General features: G+C 43.7%; 13 protein-coding genes. 4 read left to right on the top strand and 9 right to left on the bottom strand.

The window, feature by feature from the left end; all coding sequences use genetic code 11:
• Positions 1-44: 44 nt before the first annotated feature.
• Complete coding sequence (gene yjgA, locus AC19MX_RS13575; protein ID WP_432400893.1) at positions 45-578, bottom strand: ribosome biogenesis factor YjgA; 534 nt, start codon at positions 576-578, stop codon at positions 45-47.
• A gap of 147 nt (positions 579-725) precedes the next feature.
• On the opposite strand from yjgA, the gene pmbA reads away from it, so the two are divergent.
• A complete protein-coding gene (gene pmbA / locus AC19MX_RS13570) occupies positions 726-2,105 on the top strand; it encodes a metalloprotease PmbA (protein WP_432400895.1) in 1,380 nt (459 codons plus the stop codon).
• Between the two features lie 226 nt (positions 2,106-2,331).
• Entirely contained in the window at positions 2,332-3,699 is a 1,368-nt protein-coding gene (locus tag AC19MX_RS13565) for a hypothetical protein (protein ID WP_432400897.1), read from the top strand.
• A gap of 141 nt (positions 3,700-3,840) precedes the next feature.
• Here the strand turns inward: AC19MX_RS13565 and rimO are convergent, their stop codons facing one another.
• Both rimO and AC19MX_RS13555 read right to left on the bottom strand, forming a co-directional pair.
• Entirely contained in the window at positions 3,841-5,259 is a 1,419-nt protein-coding gene (rimO, locus tag AC19MX_RS13560) for a 30S ribosomal protein S12 methylthiotransferase RimO (RefSeq protein WP_432400899.1), read from the bottom strand.
• Between the two features lie 260 nt (positions 5,260-5,519).
• The gene (locus tag AC19MX_RS13555; protein WP_498298732.1) at positions 5,520-6,959 is read right to left on the bottom strand and encodes a methyl-accepting chemotaxis protein; all 1,440 of its coding nucleotides are present in this window, start codon (positions 6,957-6,959) and stop codon (positions 5,520-5,522) included.
• Between the two features lie 685 nt (positions 6,960-7,644).
• Between AC19MX_RS13555 and exeM the strand changes: the two genes are divergently transcribed.
• The gene (gene exeM, locus AC19MX_RS13550) at positions 7,645-10,260 is read left to right on the top strand and encodes an extracellular exonuclease ExeM (protein ID WP_498298730.1); all 2,616 of its coding nucleotides are present in this window, start codon (positions 7,645-7,647) and stop codon (positions 10,258-10,260) included.
• A gap of 77 nt (positions 10,261-10,337) precedes the next feature.
• Here the strand turns inward: exeM and AC19MX_RS13545 are convergent, their stop codons facing one another.
• From AC19MX_RS13545 to AC19MX_RS13535, 3 genes are all read right to left on the bottom strand, one after another.
• Positions 10,338-11,459, bottom strand: a complete 1,122-nt coding sequence (locus AC19MX_RS13545) for a PepSY-associated TM helix domain-containing protein (RefSeq protein WP_498298728.1) — start codon at positions 11,457-11,459, stop codon at positions 10,338-10,340.
• Positions 11,460-11,556: 97 nt separating this feature from the next.
• Positions 11,557-13,710 carry a TonB-dependent siderophore receptor gene (locus AC19MX_RS13540; protein ID WP_498298726.1) on the bottom strand — a complete coding sequence of 718 codons (2,154 nt, stop codon included), beginning with the start codon at positions 13,708-13,710 and terminating at the stop codon, positions 11,557-11,559.
• Between the two features lie 228 nt (positions 13,711-13,938).
• Positions 13,939-15,042 (bottom strand): phosphoribosylaminoimidazolesuccinocarboxamide synthase, encoded by a 1,104-nt coding sequence (locus AC19MX_RS13535; RefSeq protein ID WP_432400910.1) that lies wholly within the window; start codon positions 15,040-15,042, stop codon positions 13,939-13,941.
• Positions 15,043-15,250: 208 nt separating this feature from the next.
• Here AC19MX_RS13535 and AC19MX_RS13530 point away from each other — a divergent pair, with 208 nt between their 5' ends.
• Complete coding sequence (locus AC19MX_RS13530; protein WP_498298724.1) at positions 15,251-16,219, top strand: DMT family transporter; 969 nt, start codon at positions 15,251-15,253, stop codon at positions 16,217-16,219.
• 524 nt (positions 16,220-16,743) lie between these two features.
• Here AC19MX_RS13530 and AC19MX_RS13525 read toward each other — a convergent pair.
• The 3 genes from AC19MX_RS13525 to uvrA all read right to left on the bottom strand — a co-directional run bounded on the left by AC19MX_RS13525 (position 16,744) and on the right by uvrA (position 22,777).
• Positions 16,744-18,636, bottom strand: coding sequence for a DEAD/DEAH box helicase (locus tag AC19MX_RS13525; RefSeq protein WP_498298722.1), 1,893 nt, complete (start codon positions 18,634-18,636; stop codon positions 16,744-16,746).
• Positions 18,637-18,890: 254 nt separating this feature from the next.
• Positions 18,891-19,862 (bottom strand): M28 family peptidase, encoded by a 972-nt coding sequence (locus tag AC19MX_RS13520; protein ID WP_498298720.1) that lies wholly within the window; start codon positions 19,860-19,862, stop codon positions 18,891-18,893.
• Between the two features lie 50 nt (positions 19,863-19,912).
• A complete protein-coding gene (gene uvrA / locus AC19MX_RS13515; protein WP_498298718.1) occupies positions 19,913-22,777 on the bottom strand; it encodes an excinuclease ABC subunit UvrA in 2,865 nt (954 codons plus the stop codon).
• Positions 22,778-22,861 lie beyond the last annotated feature (84 nt).

Below are 22,861 nucleotides of genomic sequence, written 5' to 3'. Positions count from 1 at the left end.
AGTAACATCCTTATTTGATTAATCAGATAAATTGAGAGCAGATTCTAGTCTTTAATTTCAGAGCGTAAATACTTATACAGCTCTTTTGACGACTTTGATTCTGGGCCTTTGGCTAATTCTTTATTAGCTTGGCGGATCAATTGACGTAATTTTTGACGATCTAATTGTGGGTATTGGTCCAATAAGCTTTGAACTTCATCGTCACCATTAGTTAATAACCGCTCACGCATTTTTTCAAAAATCTGTATTTGAGCTGCTTCATTATTGTTTTTGTTCAACACTTTATCGAGTGCTGCTTCAATAGGTTCATGCTCAAATCCGCGCATCAATTTACCAATATATTGTAAATGACGACGATAGGCTTCAGTTTTTTGTTTGATCAATTTTGTTTTTAGAATCGCATCATATAGAAATTCATCTAAACCCATTTTGTCTAATTGAGTTTTGCTCAGCGCCACTAGACGCATGCCAAGTGCTTGAGCATCCTCACTTTCTTTTTTAACGCCTGTTCTGCTGACATAGTTGTCATCATTATCATAGGGCTGCTGAAACAGTTCAGAATCGCCAACAATCTTCATAGTCTTAAACCTCGAGTCAATATGCCTTAATGATAGCATTTATTTGGCATTGAATATGCAGATTTTATTCAAGATAACGGGTTGGTTATCAATCGCCTTTTTAATTTGATATGCTAGCGACAATTAGACTAATTAAAGAGTAAATTTGTGGCTTCTCATCCTTCTTCAGCGCCTAGCGCCAGTGAACCAACACCTAGAATTGATTCTGAATTATCGGCACTAAAAGATGCCGTAGCCGTTGCATTAGAGTACGCCAAACAATTGGGCACTACTGCTGCAGAAGTCGCTATTAGCAAGCAACAAGGTTTGTCGGTATCGACTCGCGAAAAAGAAGTCGAAACGGTCGAATTTAATAAAGATGGTGCATTAGGGATTACCATTTACCGTGATGGCCGCAAAGGCAACTCTTCAACCTCAGATTTAAGCCCAGAGGCTATCCGTGAAGCCGTAAGAGCGGCAGATGGTATTGCAAAATATACCTCAGAAGACCCATTTAGTGGTTTGGCCGATCCCGCTTTAATGGCACAAGACATTCGTGATTTACAGCTATATCACCCACAAGATATTGATGCTGAAGAATTAGCGCAATTGGCTATTCGTGCAGAAGCCGCGAGTTTGTCGGTAGACAGCCGCATTCGCAACTCAGATGGTGCGAGTGCCAATGCGCATACTGCCGCCAGAGTGTACGGTAACAGTCATGGTTTTTTAAACGGGTATTGCAGCTCGCGTTACAGCTTAAGTTGTGTTGTCATTGGCGAAGAGTCAGACGGCAATATGCAACGTGACTACGACTATACCGTTGCGCGTAAATATCATGATTTGTTGTCACCTGAAGCGGTAGGTTTACAAGCAGCAAATAAAACCTTAAGCCGCTTAGATGCTCGTAAAATTGCCACGGCAAAAATGCCAGTATTGTTTGCGCCAGAAATTGCCACCGGTTTAATGGGCCATTTAATCGGTGCCATTAGTGGTAGCAGTATTTATCGTAAGTCGAGCTTCTTAATGGAAGCCTTAAATACTCAAATATTCCCAGACTGGTTTAGTATTGAAGAGCAGCCACATTTAATTGGAGCCCTGGCCAGTGCTAATTACGACAGTGAAGGTGTCGCCACACAAGATCGCCGCATTATTGATCGTGGCAACCTCGAGACATACTTATTAACCAGTTATTCAGCACGTAAACTCGGTATGACCAATACTGGCCATGCCGGCGGTATTTATAACTGGACGTTAAGCCACACCAATCAAACATTTGATGACTTGGTTAAAACCATGAATACTGGCTTAATTGTTACGGAAGTCATGGGCCAGGGCGTTAATGGCGTTACGGGTGATTATTCTCGCGGCGCAGCGGGTTTCTACGTTGAAAACGGTGAAGTAATGTACCCAGTCGAAGAAATTACCATCGCTGGTAACTTAAAAGACATGTTTAAAGGCATTCAGGGCATAGGTAAAGATCGCGACTTGCGTTCATCTATTCGTACTGGTGGTATTTTGCTCAGTGAAATGAAGATTGCCGGTAACTAATCTGTTACAAATAACCTCAGCCAAGCGCGTAATCGCTGAGTTGTGATGCATTAGCTTTAGTAAATACTTTCGTTAAAGACCTCTTATCGGCCGATAAGAGGTCTTTTTATAACCAAAATTGTCCATCTTGACGCTTTATATATCTACTTTACCTTTCTTGACAGTCGTTTACGCATACAAAGAGTCATAATACTGAAAATGTAGCTAAGCGGTTAATGGAGTAATTATGTTTAACAAGAAAGTAAGCCGATTGATATTGTTGTCAACGGTTGGAGCTGTACTTTTAGGGTGTGGCTCTGATAGCAGTAGCAGTAGCAGCGATGTTGCTTATGTACAATATTATAATGCATCACCTAACAGTACTTCTACATCGTTAGTGCTTGATGATTACGCTTACACAGCCATCGACTTTGCTGATGCAATGCCTCGTTATGGCTACAGCGTGGGGAGCACAGATTTAGATATTTATGGCCAAGATGAAGATGGTCAAACGGTCACGGTATATAGTGATACTGTCAGTTTAGAGGCTGATGATAATCACTTATTCGTGTTATACGGTGATTACCTTGACCCACAATTACTGGATATAAACTACAACCGCGATGAAATGGACGAGCTTAACGCGGATGATGATTACGAATACAGTAAAATGCAGGTACTAGTGGCTAACGTCGCAACAGACGAAGGCACATTTGATGCGTACATCTCACTTGATACTCAAAGTATTGACGATGCAGTGATGATAGGCAGCGCAGCATATAGCACGTATACCGACTCAACCATTCTTGATACCGACGATTACATTGTGTACCTCACGACAGCGGGTACTAAAGATGTGGTTTACACCACTGGCAGTATGGACCTCACCACTGAAACGGTTTATAAATTTGTGATCCGTAACAGTTTTGGTGCAGGCGACATTAAAGTCACCATCGACAGTGTTGATTCTACAACAACGCCAGATAACTATGCAGCGTTAGAAGCCACTGCTGACTACCGAGTGTTTAACGGACTTGAAACGCAAAACATTGATATTGATGTGGTCAGTAAGCAAGAAACGCAGTATTTATATGATGTTGCATCTTTTGCGGTAACAGATTACCAATCAACGTCGTTCAACGATTATGGTATTACGGTGAGAGATGCCACCAGTAAAACCAAGTTATTCGATAATTTATTGGTCACCTTTAACCAGGATGATGTTAAATCGCTACTGATTTACCAAAAAGCCGACAGTTCTGTTAAAGGCATGGTTATCTCTCAAGACTTACGCCCACGCGCATACGAATATAAAGTCGATGTTGTTAATTTATCTTATGATTACAATGATTTAACTGTGTATTTTGTTCGTGACTCAGAAACCATTGAAACGGCAGAATACACCTTGACTGACTTAGACTTTGTTGAACAACAGAGCTTAACGTTACCTTCTGACGACTATGAAATTAACATCGTGTATGAAGACGACAACGGCACGCAAACATTAGTGTATCAGTCTGAATCTCTAAGTATTAGCGGTAGCAACAACTTTACCTTTATCCTTACGCCAGACACAGAAAGTGCACTAGGTCATCGATTAACCTCGTTGCAGTAACTGAGCTTAAAACGGGTATCGATTATAAGATGTCATTCGATACCAAAGCAGTAAATAAGCCAGTGTAAAAGCTAAAAAGCCGATATCAGTGATATCGGCTTTTTTATGAGGTTAATGCGCTATGACGCTAATTTATCAAGGTTATTCGTCTTGATCATCGTCGACTTTAACGCCCCATACATCATGTTCATCCGCGTGAATAATTTGTACCCAAACTTGGTCGCCTGGTTGCACGTCAAACTCGTCGGTTAAGTACACTTTACCGTCAATTTCTGGGGCGTCCATGTATGAGCGACCAATAGCACCTTCGGTGTTCACTTCATCAATTAAGATTAAATACTCTTGACCAATACGGGCTTGCAGCTTGTCGGCACTGATCTGTGCTTGAACCGCCATAAAGCGTTGTAATCGGTCTTCCATAACATCATCAGGTACATGGTCTGGTAAATCGTTGGCTTTAGCGCCTTTTACTGGCGAGTATTTAAAACAACCTACGCGATCAAGTTGTGCTTCTTCTAGAAAGTCTAATAGCTCTTCAAATTCTTCTTCGGTTTCCCCTGGGAAGCCAACAATAAAGGTTGAACGAATCACTAATTCTGGGCAAATCTCGCGCCATTTAGCAATGCGTTCTAACACCTTGTCTGAGCTACCTGGGCGTTTCATCAATTTAAGGATGCGCTTGTTAGCATGCTGAAACGGAATATCTAAATACGGTAAAATGCTGCCTTGCGCCATTAATGGAATAATGTCATCCACATGCGGGTAAGGGTATACATAGTGCAGGCGTACCCACACACCTTGTTTAGCTAATTCTTCACAAAGCTGCTGCATGTGAGTTTTGACTGGCATGCCGTCCCAAAATGCCGTTTTATGTTTTACATCAACGCCATAAGCTGAGGTGTCTTGTGAAATGACTAATAGCTCTTTTACGCCTGCGTTCACTAAGCGTTGGGCTTCACCTAATACATCACCAATAGGGCGAGAGTCTAAATCACCGCGCATTGAAGGGATAATGCAGAAAGTACAACGGTGATTACAGCCTTCAGAAATTTTCAAATAGGCGTAATGTTTTGGCGTGAGTTTGACGCCGTGATCTGGCACTAAGTCCATCAGTGGATTGTATTTTGGCTTTGCAACATGCAAGTGCACTTGTTTAAGCACTTCGTCATAAGCATGCGGGCCAGTTACGCCTAATACGTTAGGGTGCAGCTCAATGATTTCGTCTTTCTTAACGCCTAAACAGCCTGTTACCAGCACTTTACCGTTTGCGGCTAATGCTTCGCCGATGGTTTCTAACGATTCTTGTACTGCGCTGTCAATAAAGCCACAGGTATTAACAATAACGAGGTCGGCATCATCATAACTGTTAGTTACGTCATAACCTTCGGTACGTAATTGGGTGAGGATCCGCTCTGAGTCGACGAGGTTTTTTGGACAGCCCAAGGAAACAAACCCGATTCGATTACCAGTGCTTGGGGTGCTTGGGCTGTTTGCTTCAAGGGTTTTGACTGGAATATCGAGCGTGGTGGTTTGTTTCGGTGTAAAAGTTTCAACTGTCATAAGATCTCACACATAGAGTTTGCGATTATCGTCGCGATAAAATTGCGCGGATTATACCTGAAAGTCGTAAAAGGTATAGATCCAATGTGGTTGAAAAGTATACTGCAAAAGCAGGGCGAGTATAAATAAAAACGGCGCGACATCTGTAGATGCCACGCCGAAGGGGATTAAGCATGCGTTTGTTATGGGTTATAGCAAACGCATCGTGTCAGTTACGCACATTATTTATGCATATTATTTACGCACATTAGTTACGCACATTAGTTAGTACGGTAACGGCTTAAAATCTTACCTAAGTTAGCCGATGCTTTCGTTAGATCTTTCACACCATGTGATGATTGCTGCGATAGCCCGCGGATAACATTCGATTTATGGCGAATTTCAGTCAGTTCTTTAGCGATATCATTCGCCACAGCACTTTGCTCTTCAGACGAGGTAGAAATCTGGAAGCTCATGTCCATAATAGAGCGCGAAGATTCGGCAATAGCATCAATGTCAGTACCAATATTACTGATTAAATCACTACTGGTTTGTGCTTGTTTAACGGTGTCTTGAGTGATGCTGTCGATGTTTAGCGTTTCACTTTGCAGTAGCTCAATCATTTTATGAATTTCTACCGTTGCAGCCTGAGTGCGACCCGCAAGGGTACGGACTTCATCGGCAACCACGGCAAAACCACGACCCATTTCGCCTGCTCGTGCCGCTTCAATGGCGGCATTAAGCGCCAGTAGGTTGGTTTGATCTGAAATTGCATTAATGGTGGTGATCACTTCATTAATGTTGGTGGCATTGATCTTTAGGGTATTAACCGAGTTAGAGGTTTGCTCAATGTAATTAGACAATTGTTTAATTTCGTTAATCGCACGTTTTGCTCTGTCGTAGCTTTGGCGAGTATATTCTGAGTCTTGCTCCACACGCTCGGTAGAGTTGCGCGCAATATTAGACACTTCAGCGGCAGAGGCTGTCATCTCTTCCATTGCGGTAGCAACAGAGTCGAGTGATGCATACTGTAGGTCGATTTGTTCAGCACTTTGTTCTGCATCGCGAGCAAAAGAGTCTGAAGTAGCATGCAAGGTATCTGTGTTTGTTTTAACCGCAATAACCAGTTCACTTAAGGTGTCCATGGCTTTGTCTAGTGCACAGCCAATCGTACCAAACTCGTCACGACCTGGGTGAAAACCTAAACGTGATGTTAAGTCGCCTTTAGCAATTTTTTCTGTGGTATCCCATAACACCCATAGCGCACCGCCGATAAATGTAGCGTTCCAATAAATGACCAACGCAAAGGGTAATATCCATAAAAACGACAGTAGCATCGATGTCATCGCGGCTTGTTTGGCCTCAGACTCGAGGTTATAAACCGATTCACTCAAGGTGTAATATTGACCTGCCGAAGCATAAACAGCGGTTACCGAGTCTTGTGAACGAGTGCTGGTTTGGGCACGGTTAGAGACTTGTAAGCCTAAACTCGCAGCTTGTTCAAGTTGACCCGTCGTATCAAGTGCTTGCACCATCGATGCGGCTTTTTGCTCTAGCATCTGCACTGATTGCTGCTCAATTTGATCAAGTTTGCTGAAATAACTGCTGATGGAAACACTGGACAAAATAATAAGAAACAGTCCGAAGATGGTCCAAAACTTATCGTTAATAGACATTTTGATGAAGAGTTTATCGATATTTCTGAAATCAACTTGTTTCATAGCGAGGGTACCTAAATCGGTAAATACAATAAATGCAAATAGTAGATGAGCTGGTCGTATTTTGATACTAAATACTCAGCCTAACTACCGTTTTTATGTGCTTAAATACAGTTTTTATGAGCTAAATTATAATTATTCTAAATTGATATCGACAATAAATCGAATTGCTAAAGTGATTTATTGTTTTCCTGTTGCCACTTAATGCGCAGCTGCATGTATCTGTACAGCCAGAGTCCGCTATGCACCATAGTTTGCTACAAGCTCATCACAAACAGTGCTTTTAAATACACCCATTCATTCAATAATCTGTTTTATCATCCGCGCATTATTTTACCGTTTCAAGGTCAAATGATTAAATAGATGAAAATAATTACATTGCAAAACAATATTTTGTAATGCTCTTGGCTTATTTTGAATAATAAGTGTTACAAAACTTATCTCAATGTTCGATCAAACCCTGAGGCATTGTTCTTTACTTAGCTTCTGTTTTTTAATGAGTATTTGATCACATTTTAGATGGTATTCTTTTTGGCGGATTATTTTGTTTCGCTAATCAAGTATATAGTGAATTGGCTTAGTGAGTTTATGTGATCAATGTTCTTTTTTATGTCACAGAACTTTGGGACAATCTGGCCGCATATTACAAAAAAATAGCATTTTTATTACAAAGTATGGGGTTAAAAACATGAAAGGACTGACTAAACTAACAGCGGTTTCACTCGCAGTAGCCGCTGCATTGCCAATGATGGCGAATGCAGATGTGCTTATTAGTGAATACGTTGAAGGTAGCTCAAACAACAAAGCTATTGAGCTGTATAACAACGGTGACGCAGCCGTTGATTTAACAGGTTACAAATTAGTTCGTTATAAAGACGGCGATACCACAGCAACAGATATGGTCGACCTTGTTGACTCTATTGCGGCTAAAAGCATCAAAGTGATTTTACATCCAAGCGCGGCAATCACTTTGCCAGCAGGTACCGACTCAATGACCGGTAACCTATATTTTAATGGTGGCGATGCAGTCGGCCTATTAAAAGATGGAGTATTGGTTGATGTGATTGGCGATATTCCTACGCCAGCGGGTTGGGGGCTTGATACCACCTTTCAACGTAATGTTGACGACTTAACGACAAGCACAACTTACGCTGCCGCCCAATGGGTTGAGTTAGAAAAAGACACCTTTAGCGGTTTAGGTACTCTAGAAGCTGCAGCAGCTCCAGAGCCAAGCACCTTTACCTGTAACGGCGCCACGCTGACTAATATTTATGACATTCAAGGCGCCGGTGATTCAAGCCCATTGATTGTGAGTGGCAGCTTTGAGTCAGCGAATGAAGTGACCGTAAAAGGTATTGTTAGCGCGAGAAGTGACAGTTTATATAAAGGTTTCTTTATTCAAGATGCTCAAGGTGACGGTTCGCCATACACCTCTGACGGTATTTTTGTTTATTTGAATGAAGCTGCGCCAGACACTGTTCAGCCTGGTACTGAAGTGTGTGTACAAGGTAAAGTTAAAGAGTATTTCGGCTCAACTCAGATTGATATTAAAGACGATCAAAAATTTGAAGTGGGTGTGTTAGGCGATGTGCCTGCTGCTGTTGAATTTTATGTTGCTGACGGCGAAACACTTGCACAAGCATTAGAGCGCGTTGAAGGCATGAAAGTGAAGCTAGATGCTGGCAGCGACATGAAAGTCACTCGTACCTTTAGTTTCGATTACTCAAGCTATCGCAACAACATGGTGTTGTCGCATAAAGCACCTTTAATGAAACCGACTCAAGTATTTGAGCCAAATTCAGCAGAAGCGGTAGCATTAAATGATGCCAATATCGTTAACCAGCTATTTGTTGAGTCAGATTTCAAAGCTAAAGACGGCGAAGTACCTTACTTCCCTGACTTTAATGCTGAAACAGGTTATATCCGCGTTGGTGACCAGTTAACTAATCTTGAAGGTGTGATTGGTTATAGCTACAGCTCATACCGTCTTTTAGCGACGAACACTATCACTGCGGGTGACTTTATCCGTGTTGATGACCGTACCGATGCGCCAACTGTGGCAGACATGGGCGACATTCGTGTAGCAAGCTTTAACGTACTTAACTTCTTCAATGACGCAGTGGGTGGCGATGCTAATCCATCAAACAGCAACCGTGGTGCGTTAACTGAAGACGAAATGGTACTACAGCGCACCAAGATTGTGACTGCACTCGTTGCCATGAATGCTGATGTTGTTGGTTTAATGGAAATCGCTAACAACGGTTTTGGCGAGCTAAGTGCGATTCAAAACCTAGTTGATGCATTAAATGCTGAGCTAACAGACGAGCAAGCATATCGCTTTGTTGAAATTGAAGATGCCGATAAGTATGAAGGCAAATTCATTGGTAGCGATGCCATTACTGTGGGCATGTTATATCGCCCAGCCCGTATTAGCTTAAATGGTGCCGCGCAAGTGATTGCTACACCTGAGCAGCATGCCGCTGAAGGTGCGCAAACTCGCGAGCAAAATGATGTTGTTGAATCTAGCCCTAGCTATAATGTGTTCCAACGTCACAGCCTAGTACAAAGCTTTAGCATTAATGATGAAAAACTCACGATTGTGGTAAATCACCTTAAGTCGAAAGGTTCAGGTTGTGTTGAAGATTGGGCTAAATTTAATGACAACTCAGAGCCTGCTGACTTACAAGGTAAGTGTACTGCGTTCCGCGTATCGGCTGCCAAAGTATTAGGTGAGTCACTTAAAGATGTTGACGGTGATGTGTTAGTGATTGGTGATTTAAATGCTTATGGCAAAGAAGATCCTGTCGCTGTATTAACCGACTATGATGCATCGACAACTGACCATGTTATCCGTACTGCGTCATGGACTACCCTTGATGGCAAAGTGTATGAACGTGAAGGTAGTGTGATTGATAAAGGTTACGGGTTAATTAACTTAAATACTCAAGCGCACGGTGCTGACACTTACTCATACAGCTACAACGGTGAGCTAGGTAACTTAGACCATGCGTTAGGTAATGCGAGTTTAGCCGCTAAGTTAGTCGATATTGATGACTGGCACATCAACTCGGTTGAATCTAATCTATTTGAATATGGCAGCAAGTACACTGGTGAGTTAGTGAAGTCTGAAAATGCATTTTCAGCATCTGATCACGACCCAGTAATTATTGCATTAAGCTACCCAGCGCCAGTAGTGACCCCGACTCCAGATCCTGTAGAGCCAGAGAAAAAGAGTGACGGTGGTAGCTTAGGCTACTTCGCATTAATGTTATTAGGTGCACTAGGCTTACGTCGTCGCAGCTAATGTGGACTAATTGTTTTAGTGCTTAAGAAAAAAGGATGACTATATAGTCATCCTTTTTTATTGGCCATTTTATGCACTCAGATTATTGATGCGCTTACGACTTGTTGGCGGCGATTTTGTGCTGATTTAATCCGTTGTTTACGGCGGTGCCAATACATATACAACCCTGTAAATCCAAGGATAAGTGGCATTAAGCCAATAGCACACCAAATAATACGGCTTAGCAGGCCACCAAAATAGCCAAAGTGTAATTTACGAAAGCTGTCTAAAAACACGGTTAAAGTGTCCGCCTGACGTATATCTTGCTTGGCGAGCAACTTTCCTGTGGTTCTGTCAAAACTCACATAACTGGCGTACTCACTATTAAATGGATTGCGACTGTCGACCTCGCCGTAAAAGGTGATATCACGGCCGGGTTCAAATGGCATGGTAAGGTAACCCGCTTTGTAGCTGGCAATTTCGGCCTCTGTTTGTTGCATGAGTGCTTCAAAGGCAATACTAGGGTTATGACGTGGCGCACTGACTAAATAATGTTCACCATCGGCATGCTCGCTAAGTTCATGTTGAATGCCAATAAAATTCCAATACACGCCAGTCAAAGCCACAATAATGAGCACTGGCGAGCTTAAAATACCGATAAATTTATGAATGTCGCTAAACAATATTCGCCTGACGGCGTTAAATCGTAAGGTAAATAATTTTTGCCAAAAGCGGCGATATAATATGATCCCGCTGATCCCTAAAAACAGCATGATACAGCCGACAATTAAGGCAACGCTAGTTCCAGCTACGTGGAATAAAAAGCTATAGTGCAGTTCAAGTATCCAGTCGGTTATGTAATGCGTTAACGTTTGTGGTTCAGATAAAAGCTGTCCACTGTATTGATTTACATAGACTTTAAACCAATCTTCAGTGCCGCGTTTAATTAAATAGCCAGCGTCAGATCGCGATTTATCATCAAAAATTTCCCAACCACCTAATTCATAATCGCTATTGGCGCTTAGCATAGTATTCATCAGAGTGTCTAAACTGACTCTGGGGCTAGAGGCAGAAGCGTCAACTAGCATGTGCGCAGGACGTAATAAGCTGTCTATTTCGACTTTAAAAACTAAAATGCTGCCAGTGATTGAAATAATCAATAACGGCAGCATGGCGATGAGGGCACCGTAGGAGTGCCATTTAAATAAGGTTTTTCTCATAAGAATGTCATTTCATTATTGGATGAGCTCAGCGAGATAACCTAACGCGTGTGGATTTGCGCAAGGGTTATCTCACTGAAACAGATTGAACGAGTAATTACATTTTCCAGCTCAGTGTTGCACTGTAGTTTGCTGGTGCACCGTAGTAACCTTGGGCCCAATATAAGCTATTGATGTACTTTTCATCGGCCACATTATTAGCATTTAGTGCCAAACCTAAATTGTCGGTAATTTGATATTTGGCCATTAAATCAATCACCGCATACGCATCTTGTTTGGTGATAATCTCGGCGCCTGCGTTGTCAAAACCTGTTGCTACGACACCTTGATTACGCGAGATATCGTCTTGCCAGCGCATGTTCATCCCGATAGAGAGCCCTTCTATGGTTTCAAAATCATAGGTTGCGGCAAATTTTAATAATTTGCTGGGAGTGTAAGCAGCAACCGTATCGTCACCTTCAATGTCAAAATCTGTGTAACCGATGCTGGCATTCAAACCAGGGTAAATTTCACCCGCAATTTCAAACTCAAAACCTGTGCTGCTAATCCCGTCAGCACCATAGTAAGTTTGCATGTCGATAGGTAACCCTGCTGTTTCAGGATCAAGTACTGCAATATTGGTTTGCTCTACGTCAAAGTAGGCTAGGCTGGCAATTAAACGACCGTTAAACAATTCGCTTTTAACGCCCACTTCGCGGCTTTCTCCGGTAATGGGGTCAAGAAACACGCCGACACTGTTGGTTTCAGTTTGTGCGACAAAGTTTTCGGTGTAGCTGGCGTAAGCGACCTGTTCAGGGGTGAAGCTATAAACAGCGCCAATGTACGGAATAAACTTGTCATAATCAGCTTGTTGGTCAATTTCGTACGACTCGCCTTCGGCTTGCCAATCGTTATAACGTCCGCCGATGATCACGTGTAAATCATCCACAATACTAAAGCGACCGGTAAAGTAGGCTGCTTGTTGTTTACGGGTCACATCGCTGCCGCGTAAGCCATCAGTAAAGGTCGGTTTTGGGGTGTTGCCGTCCCAGGTGTTGAGATCTGGCATTTCGGGGAAGCCATAGTCAGTGGTGTAATCATAAAGTGAACTGTCGGTGTAGCTCATTTTAGAATAGTTAACCCCTGCAACAAGTTGATGCTCGCGGCCAAACAGGCTGAAGTTACCATCAACATAAATATCCACTAAATCACTTTGGTCATCTAAATCATACTCACTGCCATAACCGGTTAAACCAAGCTCGGTATCCTTATCTGGTGTGCCAAACACATAAAATAACTCTGTGTCTTCGTCGGTTGTTTTATGTGAGTAAGTCGCCCGTAAACGCCAGTCATCATTAAAATGATGGCTAAGCTCTAACACCGTATTATTTTTAATCACTTGCCAGTTAGACCAGTCAGCAGAGGTATTGGTCGAACTGTCGTAATGGGTGGCGCTGCCGTCAGTGTAAAACAGCGGCAGGGCGCCCCAGTTATTGCCTGTGGCGTCATTATTAATGTAGCTGTGGCTTAGTGATAAGCTAGTGTCGTCTGTTAAGTTGGCTTCTAAAAATACATAAAAGACATTTTTATCGGTTTCATAGCGGTCTAAATACGAATCTTTACTTTGAGTTACCGCTACAGCTCTGGCAGCAAAGGTGTCATTGAGTCTGACAGAACCATCGGCTTCGATACGGGTGTTATTAAAGCTGCCGTAAGTACCGCTAACGGTTAGTTGATTGTCTGCGGTAGGGCGTTTACGAATAAAGTTGATGGTGGCAGATGGATTACCCACACCTGTCATTAAGCCGTTAGCACCGCGGATAACCTCGATGCGATCGTAAATGGCAGTATCTTCATCGGCGTGGTTATTCCCTGAAGTAAGCGGTAAACCAATACCGTCAATTTGGAAGTTAGTAATATCAAAACCACGGGCGGTATAGTAAGTTCGATCCGTTTCAATCCGCTCAACGTTCACCCCAGTTGCTGAGTCTAATGCGGCATTGATGTCGTGTAATTGAAAGTCTTGCATTTGCGCTTCAGTGATAACAGAAACTGACTGGGGGATATCAATGATGGCTAAGTCTAACCGTGACGCACCACTGACTGAGTGGGCGTTGTAACCTGCAATATAACTGCCGGTGACTTCAATTTTTTCAATATTATCAGTGTTTACGGGTTCGTTTTGACTTGCGATGGTTTCATCGGCAGCAATGGCGTGTTGCGATAAGCTGATAGCGCAAAGAACAGCTAGGCTAATTTTGTTTAGTTTCATGGTGTTATCATCTTCAACGGCTACGAACGAATCCTTGTTCTGTTATGAGTCATTATGTTATTGCCGGGATAATACACTTATTGCAAACGTAAATCATTATCATTTACATTTTGGTGTTTTGTAAATTTATGGTCTTTGAAGGGGAGAATTGGCTAGGGATTGAACATCATGATAACGAATAGAATTAAGGCGCCATAAGGCGCCTTAATGTATATAGCACGAGCGTGATTAGTCAATTAAATCATATTGCTCGCGCAGCACTTTGATGATGTCCGCTTTAGGGTTTGCGGGTAATGGAATACTTGACCCGGTCACTTTTTCAGCTACGCCTGTGTAGGTGCGCGACACGTTCATCATCGCGTCTAGTGGTAGGTCGTTATCACGTGCAAGGGCTTCACGTTCTGGCATTCTGTCTTTGTTTAATAGAATGTCGGCATCGTCAAAATAGTTCAATAAGAACTGGCGGAAGCCTTCTTTTGAGTTTTCAACAATCTTACCGTCGCGATATGCGGCTCCGTCCCAAATACGTGATGAGTCAGGAGTACCGACTTCATCCATGTAAATCAATTTTGACTGGCCGTTTTTGTCATTCACGTAGCCAAATTCAAACTTAGTATCGACAAACACCTGATCCAGTTTAGCCAGTGCGTCTGAAATGACCTTGAAGCCTTGCTTGAGCAGGGTTTCGTATAGGTCGATATCTTGTGGCTTTTCAAAACCAAATGCCTGGTAGTTGGCTTCTATGTCGCTGCGACTGATGTTGACATCGTCTTGTGCTGGTACGCCAGGTATCCCGGTTAAAATCCCTTTTGTTGATGGCGTTATTAGCAACTCTGGCAGTTTTTGATCTTTAGTTAAGCCTTCAGGCAGGGTAATGCCACAAAAGACTCGTTCGCCTTTTGAGTAGGCGCGCCACATCGAACCAGTAATGTACTGACGACAAATGGCTTCTACTTTTATGGGACGGGCTTTTTGGACTATCCACACAAATGGGTGCGGAATATCAAGAATGTGACTGTCGGCTAACTTGTTCTCAGCGAATAAACCAAACCAGTGGTTAGAAATCGCATTTAATGCAGCGCCTTTACCAGGAATGCCTTGCAAGTTACCTTCGCCATGGAAAATACAATCAAATGCCGAGATTCGGTCGCTGATCACCATAATCGCGAGTGGAGTATCTTCTGGGACATCGTAACCTTTGTCCTGAATAAGTCGGCGGCTATCAGCGTCTGTTAACCAGTAAACGCTGCGAACTTTGCCACTGTGGACAGGCTTATCGGTACGGATAGGTAAATCATTGTTCACGGCAAGAACGGAATCAGCAAGACTCATGCGAGTGTTCCTTAGGTAGTAGGGCACATAGGTTTTTTATGGCGGCTATTTTACCTGCATTCAACGTGTTTGCACGATAAAAGGAGTGGTTGAAATAGGCTTTTTTGTTATGCGAACAATCAAGCATAAGGTTAGCCATTCTTGATAAAGACTTTATCGGGGTAATCAGGCAAAATTCACGCCTTAATGATGTAATGGATAAACCAACGTGAACAGTGAACAACAAAGCGCGAATGCCCGTTTAGGATTGATATTTGTTTCTATAGCCGTATTTTTCTGGGGTATTTTGCCTATAGCATTAAAGTTGTCTGGTGGATTTATTACACCAGTGACGTTGACCTGGTTTCGGTTTGTTATGGCTCTCGTTGTGACGTTGTTAATTCAATGGAAAATCGGGGCGCTACGCCAATTTGTGGATTTACCTCGGGCAATATGGCTCAAACTCACATTGGCTGGTGTATTGCTGATGTGCAATTACGTGTCGTTTGTGTATTCGTTGGGATATTTAGCCCCAGGCACTGCGCAGCTTAACTTTCAAACCGCGCCATTTTTCTTGGCATTTGGCGGGGTGTTGTTCTTTAAAGAACGTTTTAATGCGTTTCAATTAAGTTGTTTTGCCACGCTTGGATTGGGGATGCTGATGTTTTTCCATCCGCAACTTGATATGGACCAAGCTCGTGATGAGCAAGTGCTTATCGGCATTATGATTGTGCAATTTTCAGTGATGTCGTGGACCAGTTATGCCTTATTACAAAAGTCGGTGAGCCAACGTTTATCGCCCAGTAATGTGCTGTTATTTATCTATGCATTAGGCATTGTGCTTATGGCGCCATTCAGTGATTTTAGTCAGTTTGAAACCATGACACTCGATCAATGGTGGATAGTGCTATTTTGCGGCGCCAATACTTTGATAGCGTATGGTTGTTTTGGGCAGGCTTTACATTATTGGCCAACCGCACAAGTCAGTGCAATGTTGTCGTTAACGCCGGTATTGAGTTTTACCGCCACAGAAATAGTCGTCAGTTTAGGCTGGTGGAGTGGAGTATTTACCAGTGCCAATATCGATGGCTTGTCATTTATGGGAATAGTGCTGATTGTGTGTGCAGTCTTTTTGGTGCAAATCGTTCCTATGTATCAAAAGCGCAAGCAGGCTAAAGCATTCAGGACGGTGCTGTAACATTTTGGTACAAAAGGATTATCACTAGGGTCGCTTCGCTGCTAGAACGGACTGCGTCCTGCTAGGGTCGCTTCGCTGCTAGAACGGACTGCGTCCTGCTAGGGTCGCTTCGCTGCTAGGACGGACTTCGTCCTGCTAGGGTCGCTTTGCTACTAGGACGGACTGCGTCCTGCTAGGGTCGCTTCGCTGCTAGGACGGACTATGTCCTGCTAGGGTCGCTTCGCTGCTAGGGCGGACTGCGTCCTGCTAGGGTCGCTTTGCTACTAGGACGGACTGCGTCCTGCTAGGGTCGCTTTGCTACTAGGACGGACTGCGTCCTGCTAGGGTCGCTTTGCTACTAGGACGGACTGCGTCCTGCTAGGGTCGCTTTGCTACTAGGGCGGACTGCGTCCTGCTAGAAATGATAACAAGCGCTCTAATATTCTAGAACCTAGCAGCGTAGCGCTCTAGAGTCTTTACTATTAAAAACTGAAAACAAAAATGGAGCCGTTAGGCTCCATTTTTTGTGTCATTCAGCTGAATGATTAACCGTTGTCACGTGGCTTACGTGGACGACGTTCAACACTTGCAGGACGATCGCCGGCTGGGCGGTCACCAGCAGGACGGTCACCACGTGGACGATCACCACGAGGACGGTCACTGCGAGGTTTACGTGGAGCACCACGGCCTGAGTCTGCAAATACTTCATCGCCAGCTTCACGGATGTTCAAAGGACGACCACATACACGCACCTTTCTTAGGTGAGCAAGGATGTCTTTTGGCATTCCGTCTGGTAAGTCAACTGTCGTCACTTGGTCGAATAATTGGATTTGACCAATGAAACGGCTGTCGATGTTAGCTTCGTTAGCAATAGCACCAACAATGTTACCTACTCCAACGCCATTTTCACGACCCACATCGATAACATAACGGTTCATTTTAACGTCTGGGTTATCTTTTAGGGTGTCTGCACTACCAAAGCTGGTTGGTGCTGGACGGCTGCTACGATCGCCGCGTTCGCTACGTTCACGACGTGGACGGTCGCCACGATCGCTGTTACGGTCACCGCGGTCGCTACCACGATCACTGCGCTCGTCACGTGAATCACGTTGACGTTCAGTAATGGTTGGTAACTGTAATGGACGCTCTTGCTGTACTTGTTGTAACAATGCCGCTGCAAGTAAGTCTGTATCAACTTCAAGCTGTTGACATAATTCAGCAACTGCGTTTTTCATGAAATCTAAGTCGCCATTGATGGTTTCTTGGATTTGCTCGCCTAAACGAGATAAACGACGCTCTGCAACTGATTCAGGGCTAGGCACTTTCATTGGCGAAATACGGCTGTTTGTAGCGCGTTCGATAGTGCGTAACATACGCATTTCACGGTTGGTTACAAACAAAATTGCCATACCAGTACGACCAGCACGACCTGTACGACCGATACGGTGTACATACGCTTCTGAATCATAAGGAATATCGTAGTTTACAACGTGGCCAATACGCTCAACGTCCAAACCACGTGCCGCAACGTCAGTCGCGATTAAAATGTCTAGCTTGCCGCGTTTTAGTTGATCAACAGCACGTTCACGTGCTTGCTGGTTCATGTCACCGTGTAGTGGTGATGATGCATAACCGCGTGCTTCTAATTTTTCTGCTAATTCAACACAGCTATTACGTGTACGTACGAAAATGATAATACCTTCAGTATTTTCAACTTCTAATACGCGAACTAACGCTTCAAGTTTGTTGTGTTGTGATACTTGCACATAACGTTGGTCAATTGACTCTACCGTTGTGTGGCTGGCAGCAATGCTGATGTTAATAGGGTCGTTCAAATGCTTAGCTGCTACACGCTTGATTTGCTCTGGCATCGTTGCCGAGAATAATGCAAGTTGGCTGTCAGCAGGCTTGTGCTCTAATACCCATTCGATATCGTCGATGAAGCCCATTTTTAACATTTCATCAGCTTCATCAAGCACTAATGCTTTTAATGAGTCTAATTTAAGTGTGCCACGACGCATGTGATCCATTACACGACCTGGTGTACCAACAATCACTTGTGGGCCACGCTTAAGGGCGTTTAACTGTTGTTGCATGCTTTGACCACCGTAAATCGGCAGTACGTGGAAGCCTTTCATGTGTTTTGCATAGCTACCAAAAGCTTCAGCAACCTGAACGGCTAGTTCACGAGTTGGAGCCAACACTAAAATCTGTGGAGCATTGATTTTCATGTCGATTTTGTTTAGTAAAGGCAGGGCAAAAGCACCTGTTTTACCGGTACCGGTTTGCGCTTGACCGATAATATCTTTACCAGCCATAAGCGGGTCGATACTAGCAGACTGAATTGGCGTTGGTTTTTCATAACCAAGCTCGTCAAGTGAACGCAACAAATACTCAGACAGGCCGAGTTCGCGGAAAGTTCTTTCATTGGATGACATTGAGTTGTAGCCTTGTGGATGCGCACGAAGTTCGGAAGCTCGTGCTAAAGTTTCACAGACAGAAAATCAACCCCGTGTCGATTTCCCGCGCCGATAAGGGGGCGTATTATAGCAGCAAGTATGCGATTTGACCACGTAAAAACTGAAAATAAACCTTAATTTGGCTATTAATAGTCAAGATTGGCCTGATTCTTGATTTATGGCACTTGCTAATCGATTGAAAAGTGAACACTTGTTGCGGTTTATGATATGTTTTATGGGATCACAGTCAATTTATCAATGCTTAACATCTGATACACGGTTTCGGCCACGGCAACAATAAAGTCGATATCAAGGGTATCAGCCGTGTCATTTATGGTGTGGTATTGCACATGTGGTGGCACGCCAAAATACACCCATTTATAGCCTGCTTTGTGAAACGGATAATGATCTGAGGCTCGTAACCAATCTGTTTTATTTAACCGCCCGCTGAGTAAATTTCTGCGATGTGTACGAATGCACAATTGTGTTTGTTGCATTAATTGCTGTTGGACTTGTGAAAACTGAGCGAGATTCTTTTCGCCTTCCATGTATATGGCTCTACGCCGGTCTGGGTGGCCAATCATGTCAAGATTAACGCTTAACTCCACTTCTATAGTGGGGTCGTGTTGCAATAACTTCACTAACGCATCACTGCCAAACAATCCGGGTTCTTCAGCATCGGTTGCGACCAACATCAAGTTAATATCATCTACTGGTGCATATTGTTGCCAGCGTTGGGCAATTGCGAGCATACCCGCTACCCCTGAAGCGTTATCATCTGCACCCGGAAAAAACTCACCGCCTTTTTGGCCTAAATGATCGTAATGGGCGGTAATGATGCGCCAGCGACGTGATGGTACTTTTGCGGGAATGGTGGCGACTAAATTAGTGCCGGTCATGGTTGAGAATTGATAATCAAAAGTAAAAGGTATCGCAAACTCGGCTTGCCAAGGCTTAAGCCCAAGTTGATTAAAGCGTGATATCAAAAATGTTTGCGCGACTTTTGAGCCTGCGGTGGCCGTTTTGCGCCCTTGAAATTCGGCTGAGGTCAGCTGGATTATATCTTGGTTGATTTGTTGTTTTGCTTCAGGCCATGAAGAGATTAGCTCAGATGAACATTCGGGCAAGCTTGCGCTGCAGCCGCCTATAAAACTGGTTAATAACAGTAACCCCGCCACTCGATAACACATAAGAGATTGCAACATATTTGTATTCTCCTCTGGGTGATTAAGTGGCTAGGTTGCCGTTTATGGCGTTACTTTTTCGCTTGGGCTTTTTTTGCACGCTGCTTATGAATAGCAAGCATTGGCTTTAAGAATCGAGCGGTATGCGACTCTGGGTGCTCGGCGACATCTTCAGGGCTGCCAGCCGCTAAAATCATACCGCCGCCAGCGCCGCCTTCTGGGCCTAGGTCGATAATCCAGTCTGCGGTTTTAATCACATCTAAATTATGCTCAATCACCACAACGGTATTGCCATGCGACTTTAAGCGATGCAATACATCTAACAATAGCTGAATGTCTGCAAAGTGAAGGCCTGTGGTCGGTTCATCTAAAATGTACAAGGTTTTACCCGTGTCGCGTTTAGATAACTCTTTAGCCAGTTTAACCCGCTGCGCTTCACCGCCAGATAAGGTGGTCGCGCTTTGTCCCAAACGAATATAAGACAAACCCACGTCGATTAAGGTTTGTAACTTACGTGCGATGGAGGGGATGGCATCAAAATAACTACGCGCATCTTCAACCGTCATTTGCAGCACTTCGTGAATGTTTTTACCTTTGTATTTCACTTCTAAGGTTTCGCGGTTATAGCGCTTTCCTTTACATGAATCACAAGGGACATACACGTCAGGTAAAAAGTGCATTTCCACTTTAATTAAGCCATCACCTTGGCAAGCTTCACAACGACCGCCTTTAACGTTAAACGAGAAACGTCCCACAAGGTAGCCACGAGTGCGTGATTCTTGCGTGCCGGCAAATAACTCACGTATAGGTGTAAAAATGCCAGTATAAGTGGCAGGGTTTGAGCGTGGGGTGCGGCCGATAGGGCTTTGGTCGATGTCGACAACTTTGTCACATTGTTCCATGCCTTTAATGCTTTTATACGGTGCGGGTTCATCGACCGTGGCGCCGTTGAGCATGCGATGGGCAATTTTAAAGAAGGTGTCGTTAATTAAGGTCGATTTGCCTGAGCCTGATACGCCAGTAACACACGTAAATAGACCAATCGGAATGGTTAAGTCGACATCTCTTAAGTTGTTGCCTGAGGCACCAAATAGTTCAATAACTTTTTTAGGGTCGATTGGGGTGCGTTCGTCACTGATGTGAATTTGCTTTTTGCCGGAAATATATTGACCCGTCACTGACTCTTCACAGTTAAGAATGTCTTCCAATGTGCCGTCACAAATCACTTCGCCGCCATGCACGCCAGCACCAGGACCGATATCGATAACATGGTCGGCGAGGCGAATAGCATCTTCATCGTGTTCGACCACAATGACGGTATTGCCTAAATCTCTTAGGTGGATAAGGGTTTGCAGTAAGCGTTCGTTGTCGCGTTGATGTAAACCAATAGAAGGTTCATCTAACACGTACATCACGCCCACAAGCCCTGCACCAATTTGGCTGGCTAAGCGAATACGCTGAGCTTCACCACCAGACAGGGTTTCGGCAGAACGTGACAAGCTTAAATAGTTAAGTCCGACATTGACTAAGAAGCCCAGGCGTTGACTGATTTCTTTTAAGATTTTTTCAGCAATTTGTGCGCGTTGGCCTTCAAATTCAACAGTATCAAAATACTCTTTAGTTTGGCCAATCGACCAGGTGGTTAATTGCGGTAAATTAAGTTCGCCAATAAATACGTTGCGTGCTTCTTCACGAAGGCGTGATCCGCCACAGCTATTACAAGGCTGCATATTAATAAACTTAGACAACTCGTCGCGTACCGAATTACTTTCGGTTTCACGGTAGCGGCGGTCCATGTTATTTAAAATGCCTTCAAATGGGTGGTTACGCACCACCACATCACCGCGATCGTTAATGTACTTAAAGGCGATATTCTGTTTGCCTGAGCCGTACAAGATAATCTTTTTCACTTTATCACTGAGTTCGGCAAACGGCTTTTCAACATCAAACTTGTAATGTTCTGCCAATGAACTGAGCATTTGGAAATAGTAGAAATTGCGTCTGTCCCAGCCTCTAACGGCACCGCCAGCTAATGATAATTCATCGTTAGTGATTACGCGGTCTGGGTCAAAAAATTGTTGTACGCCTAGGCCATCACAGGTTTGGCACGCACCAGCTGGATTGTTGAACGAGAAAATGCGTGGTTCAAGCTCGGCCATTGAATAGCCACAGTGCGGGCAAGCAAAGTTAGCTGAAAAGACTAACTCTTCGGTACTTGAGTCTTCCATGCTAGCGATTTTGGCAATGCCGCCAGAGAGTTCTAATGCGGTTTCGAACGACTCAGCTAAACGCTGTTTAATGTCATCACGCACTTTAAAGCGGTCAACAACCACTTCAATCGTGTGTTTTATGTGTAAATCTAAGGTTGGTGGATCGGTTAAGTCACACACTTCGCCGTCAATTCGGGCGCGGATGTAACCTTGGGCCGACAAACTTTCAAGCAGTTTAACGTGCTCACCTTTACGGTCGTTGACTACTGGCGCCAGTAACATTTGACGACTGTCTTGCGGCATGGCTAAGACTTTATCGACCATCTGGCTGACCGTTTGTGCCGACAAGGGTAAATTATGCGTTGGACAGCGAGGCTCACCCACGCGGGCAAATAATAGGCGTAAATAATCGTAGATTTCGGTAATCGTGCCCACGGTAGAACGTGGATTGTGCGAAGTCGATTTTTGCTCAATTGAAATCGCAGGACTTAACCCTTCGATATGATCGACATCGGGTTTTTCCATCATACTCAAGAACTGACGCGCATAAGCCGACAAGGATTCTACGTAACGACGCTGGCCTTCTGCATACAAGGTATCGAAGGCTAATGATGATTTTCCAGAACCAGATAATCCAGTAATAACAATAAGTTTGTCACGTGGAATTGTTAGATTGATGTTTTTTAGATTGTGGGTTCGGGCACCGCGTATTTCAATTTTATCCATCTATTCGCTCTATGACTGGTGTAAACAAAACGATGATCAGTATCGCATACATTACTAAGTGGCTGTTGATCAATTTTGTTATGA

The sequence above is a fragment of the Shewanella sp. MF05956 genome, assembly GCF_059758055.1.
The sequence above is the reverse complement of the archived record's forward strand: the minus strand, read 5'-3'. Positions and strand labels throughout refer to the sequence as shown.

What these genes read in the sequence shown, in the direction of transcription:
- yjgA (WP_432400893.1), bottom strand. Translation starts at nt 578, where the DNA reads ATGAAGATTGTTGGCGATTCTGAACTGTTTCAGCAGCCCTATGATAAT.
- AC19MX_RS13565 (WP_432400897.1), top strand. Translation starts at nt 2,332, where the DNA reads ATGTTTAACAAGAAAGTAAGCCGATTGATATTGTTGTCAACGGTTGGA.
- rimO (WP_432400899.1), bottom strand. Translation starts at nt 5,259, where the DNA reads ATGACAGTTGAAACTTTTACACCGAAACAAACCACCACGCTCGATATT.
- AC19MX_RS13555 (WP_498298732.1), bottom strand. Translation starts at nt 6,959, where the DNA reads ATGAAACAAGTTGATTTCAGAAATATCGATAAACTCTTCATCAAAATG.
- exeM (WP_498298730.1), top strand. Translation starts at nt 7,645, where the DNA reads ATGAAAGGACTGACTAAACTAACAGCGGTTTCACTCGCAGTAGCCGCT.
- AC19MX_RS13545 (WP_498298728.1), bottom strand. Translation starts at nt 11,459, where the DNA reads ATGAGAAAAACCTTATTTAAATGGCACTCCTACGGTGCCCTCATCGCC.
- AC19MX_RS13540 (WP_498298726.1), bottom strand. Translation starts at nt 13,710, where the DNA reads ATGAAACTAAACAAAATTAGCCTAGCTGTTCTTTGCGCTATCAGCTTA.
- AC19MX_RS13535 (WP_432400910.1), bottom strand. Translation starts at nt 15,042, where the DNA reads ATGAGTCTTGCTGATTCCGTTCTTGCCGTGAACAATGATTTACCTATC.
- AC19MX_RS13525 (WP_498298722.1), bottom strand. Translation starts at nt 18,636, where the DNA reads ATGTCATCCAATGAAAGAACTTTCCGCGAACTCGGCCTGTCTGAGTAT.
- AC19MX_RS13520 (WP_498298720.1), bottom strand. Translation starts at nt 19,862, where the DNA reads ATGTTGCAATCTCTTATGTGTTATCGAGTGGCGGGGTTACTGTTATTA.
- uvrA (WP_498298718.1), bottom strand. Translation starts at nt 22,777, where the DNA reads ATGGATAAAATTGAAATACGCGGTGCCCGAACCCACAATCTAAAAAAC.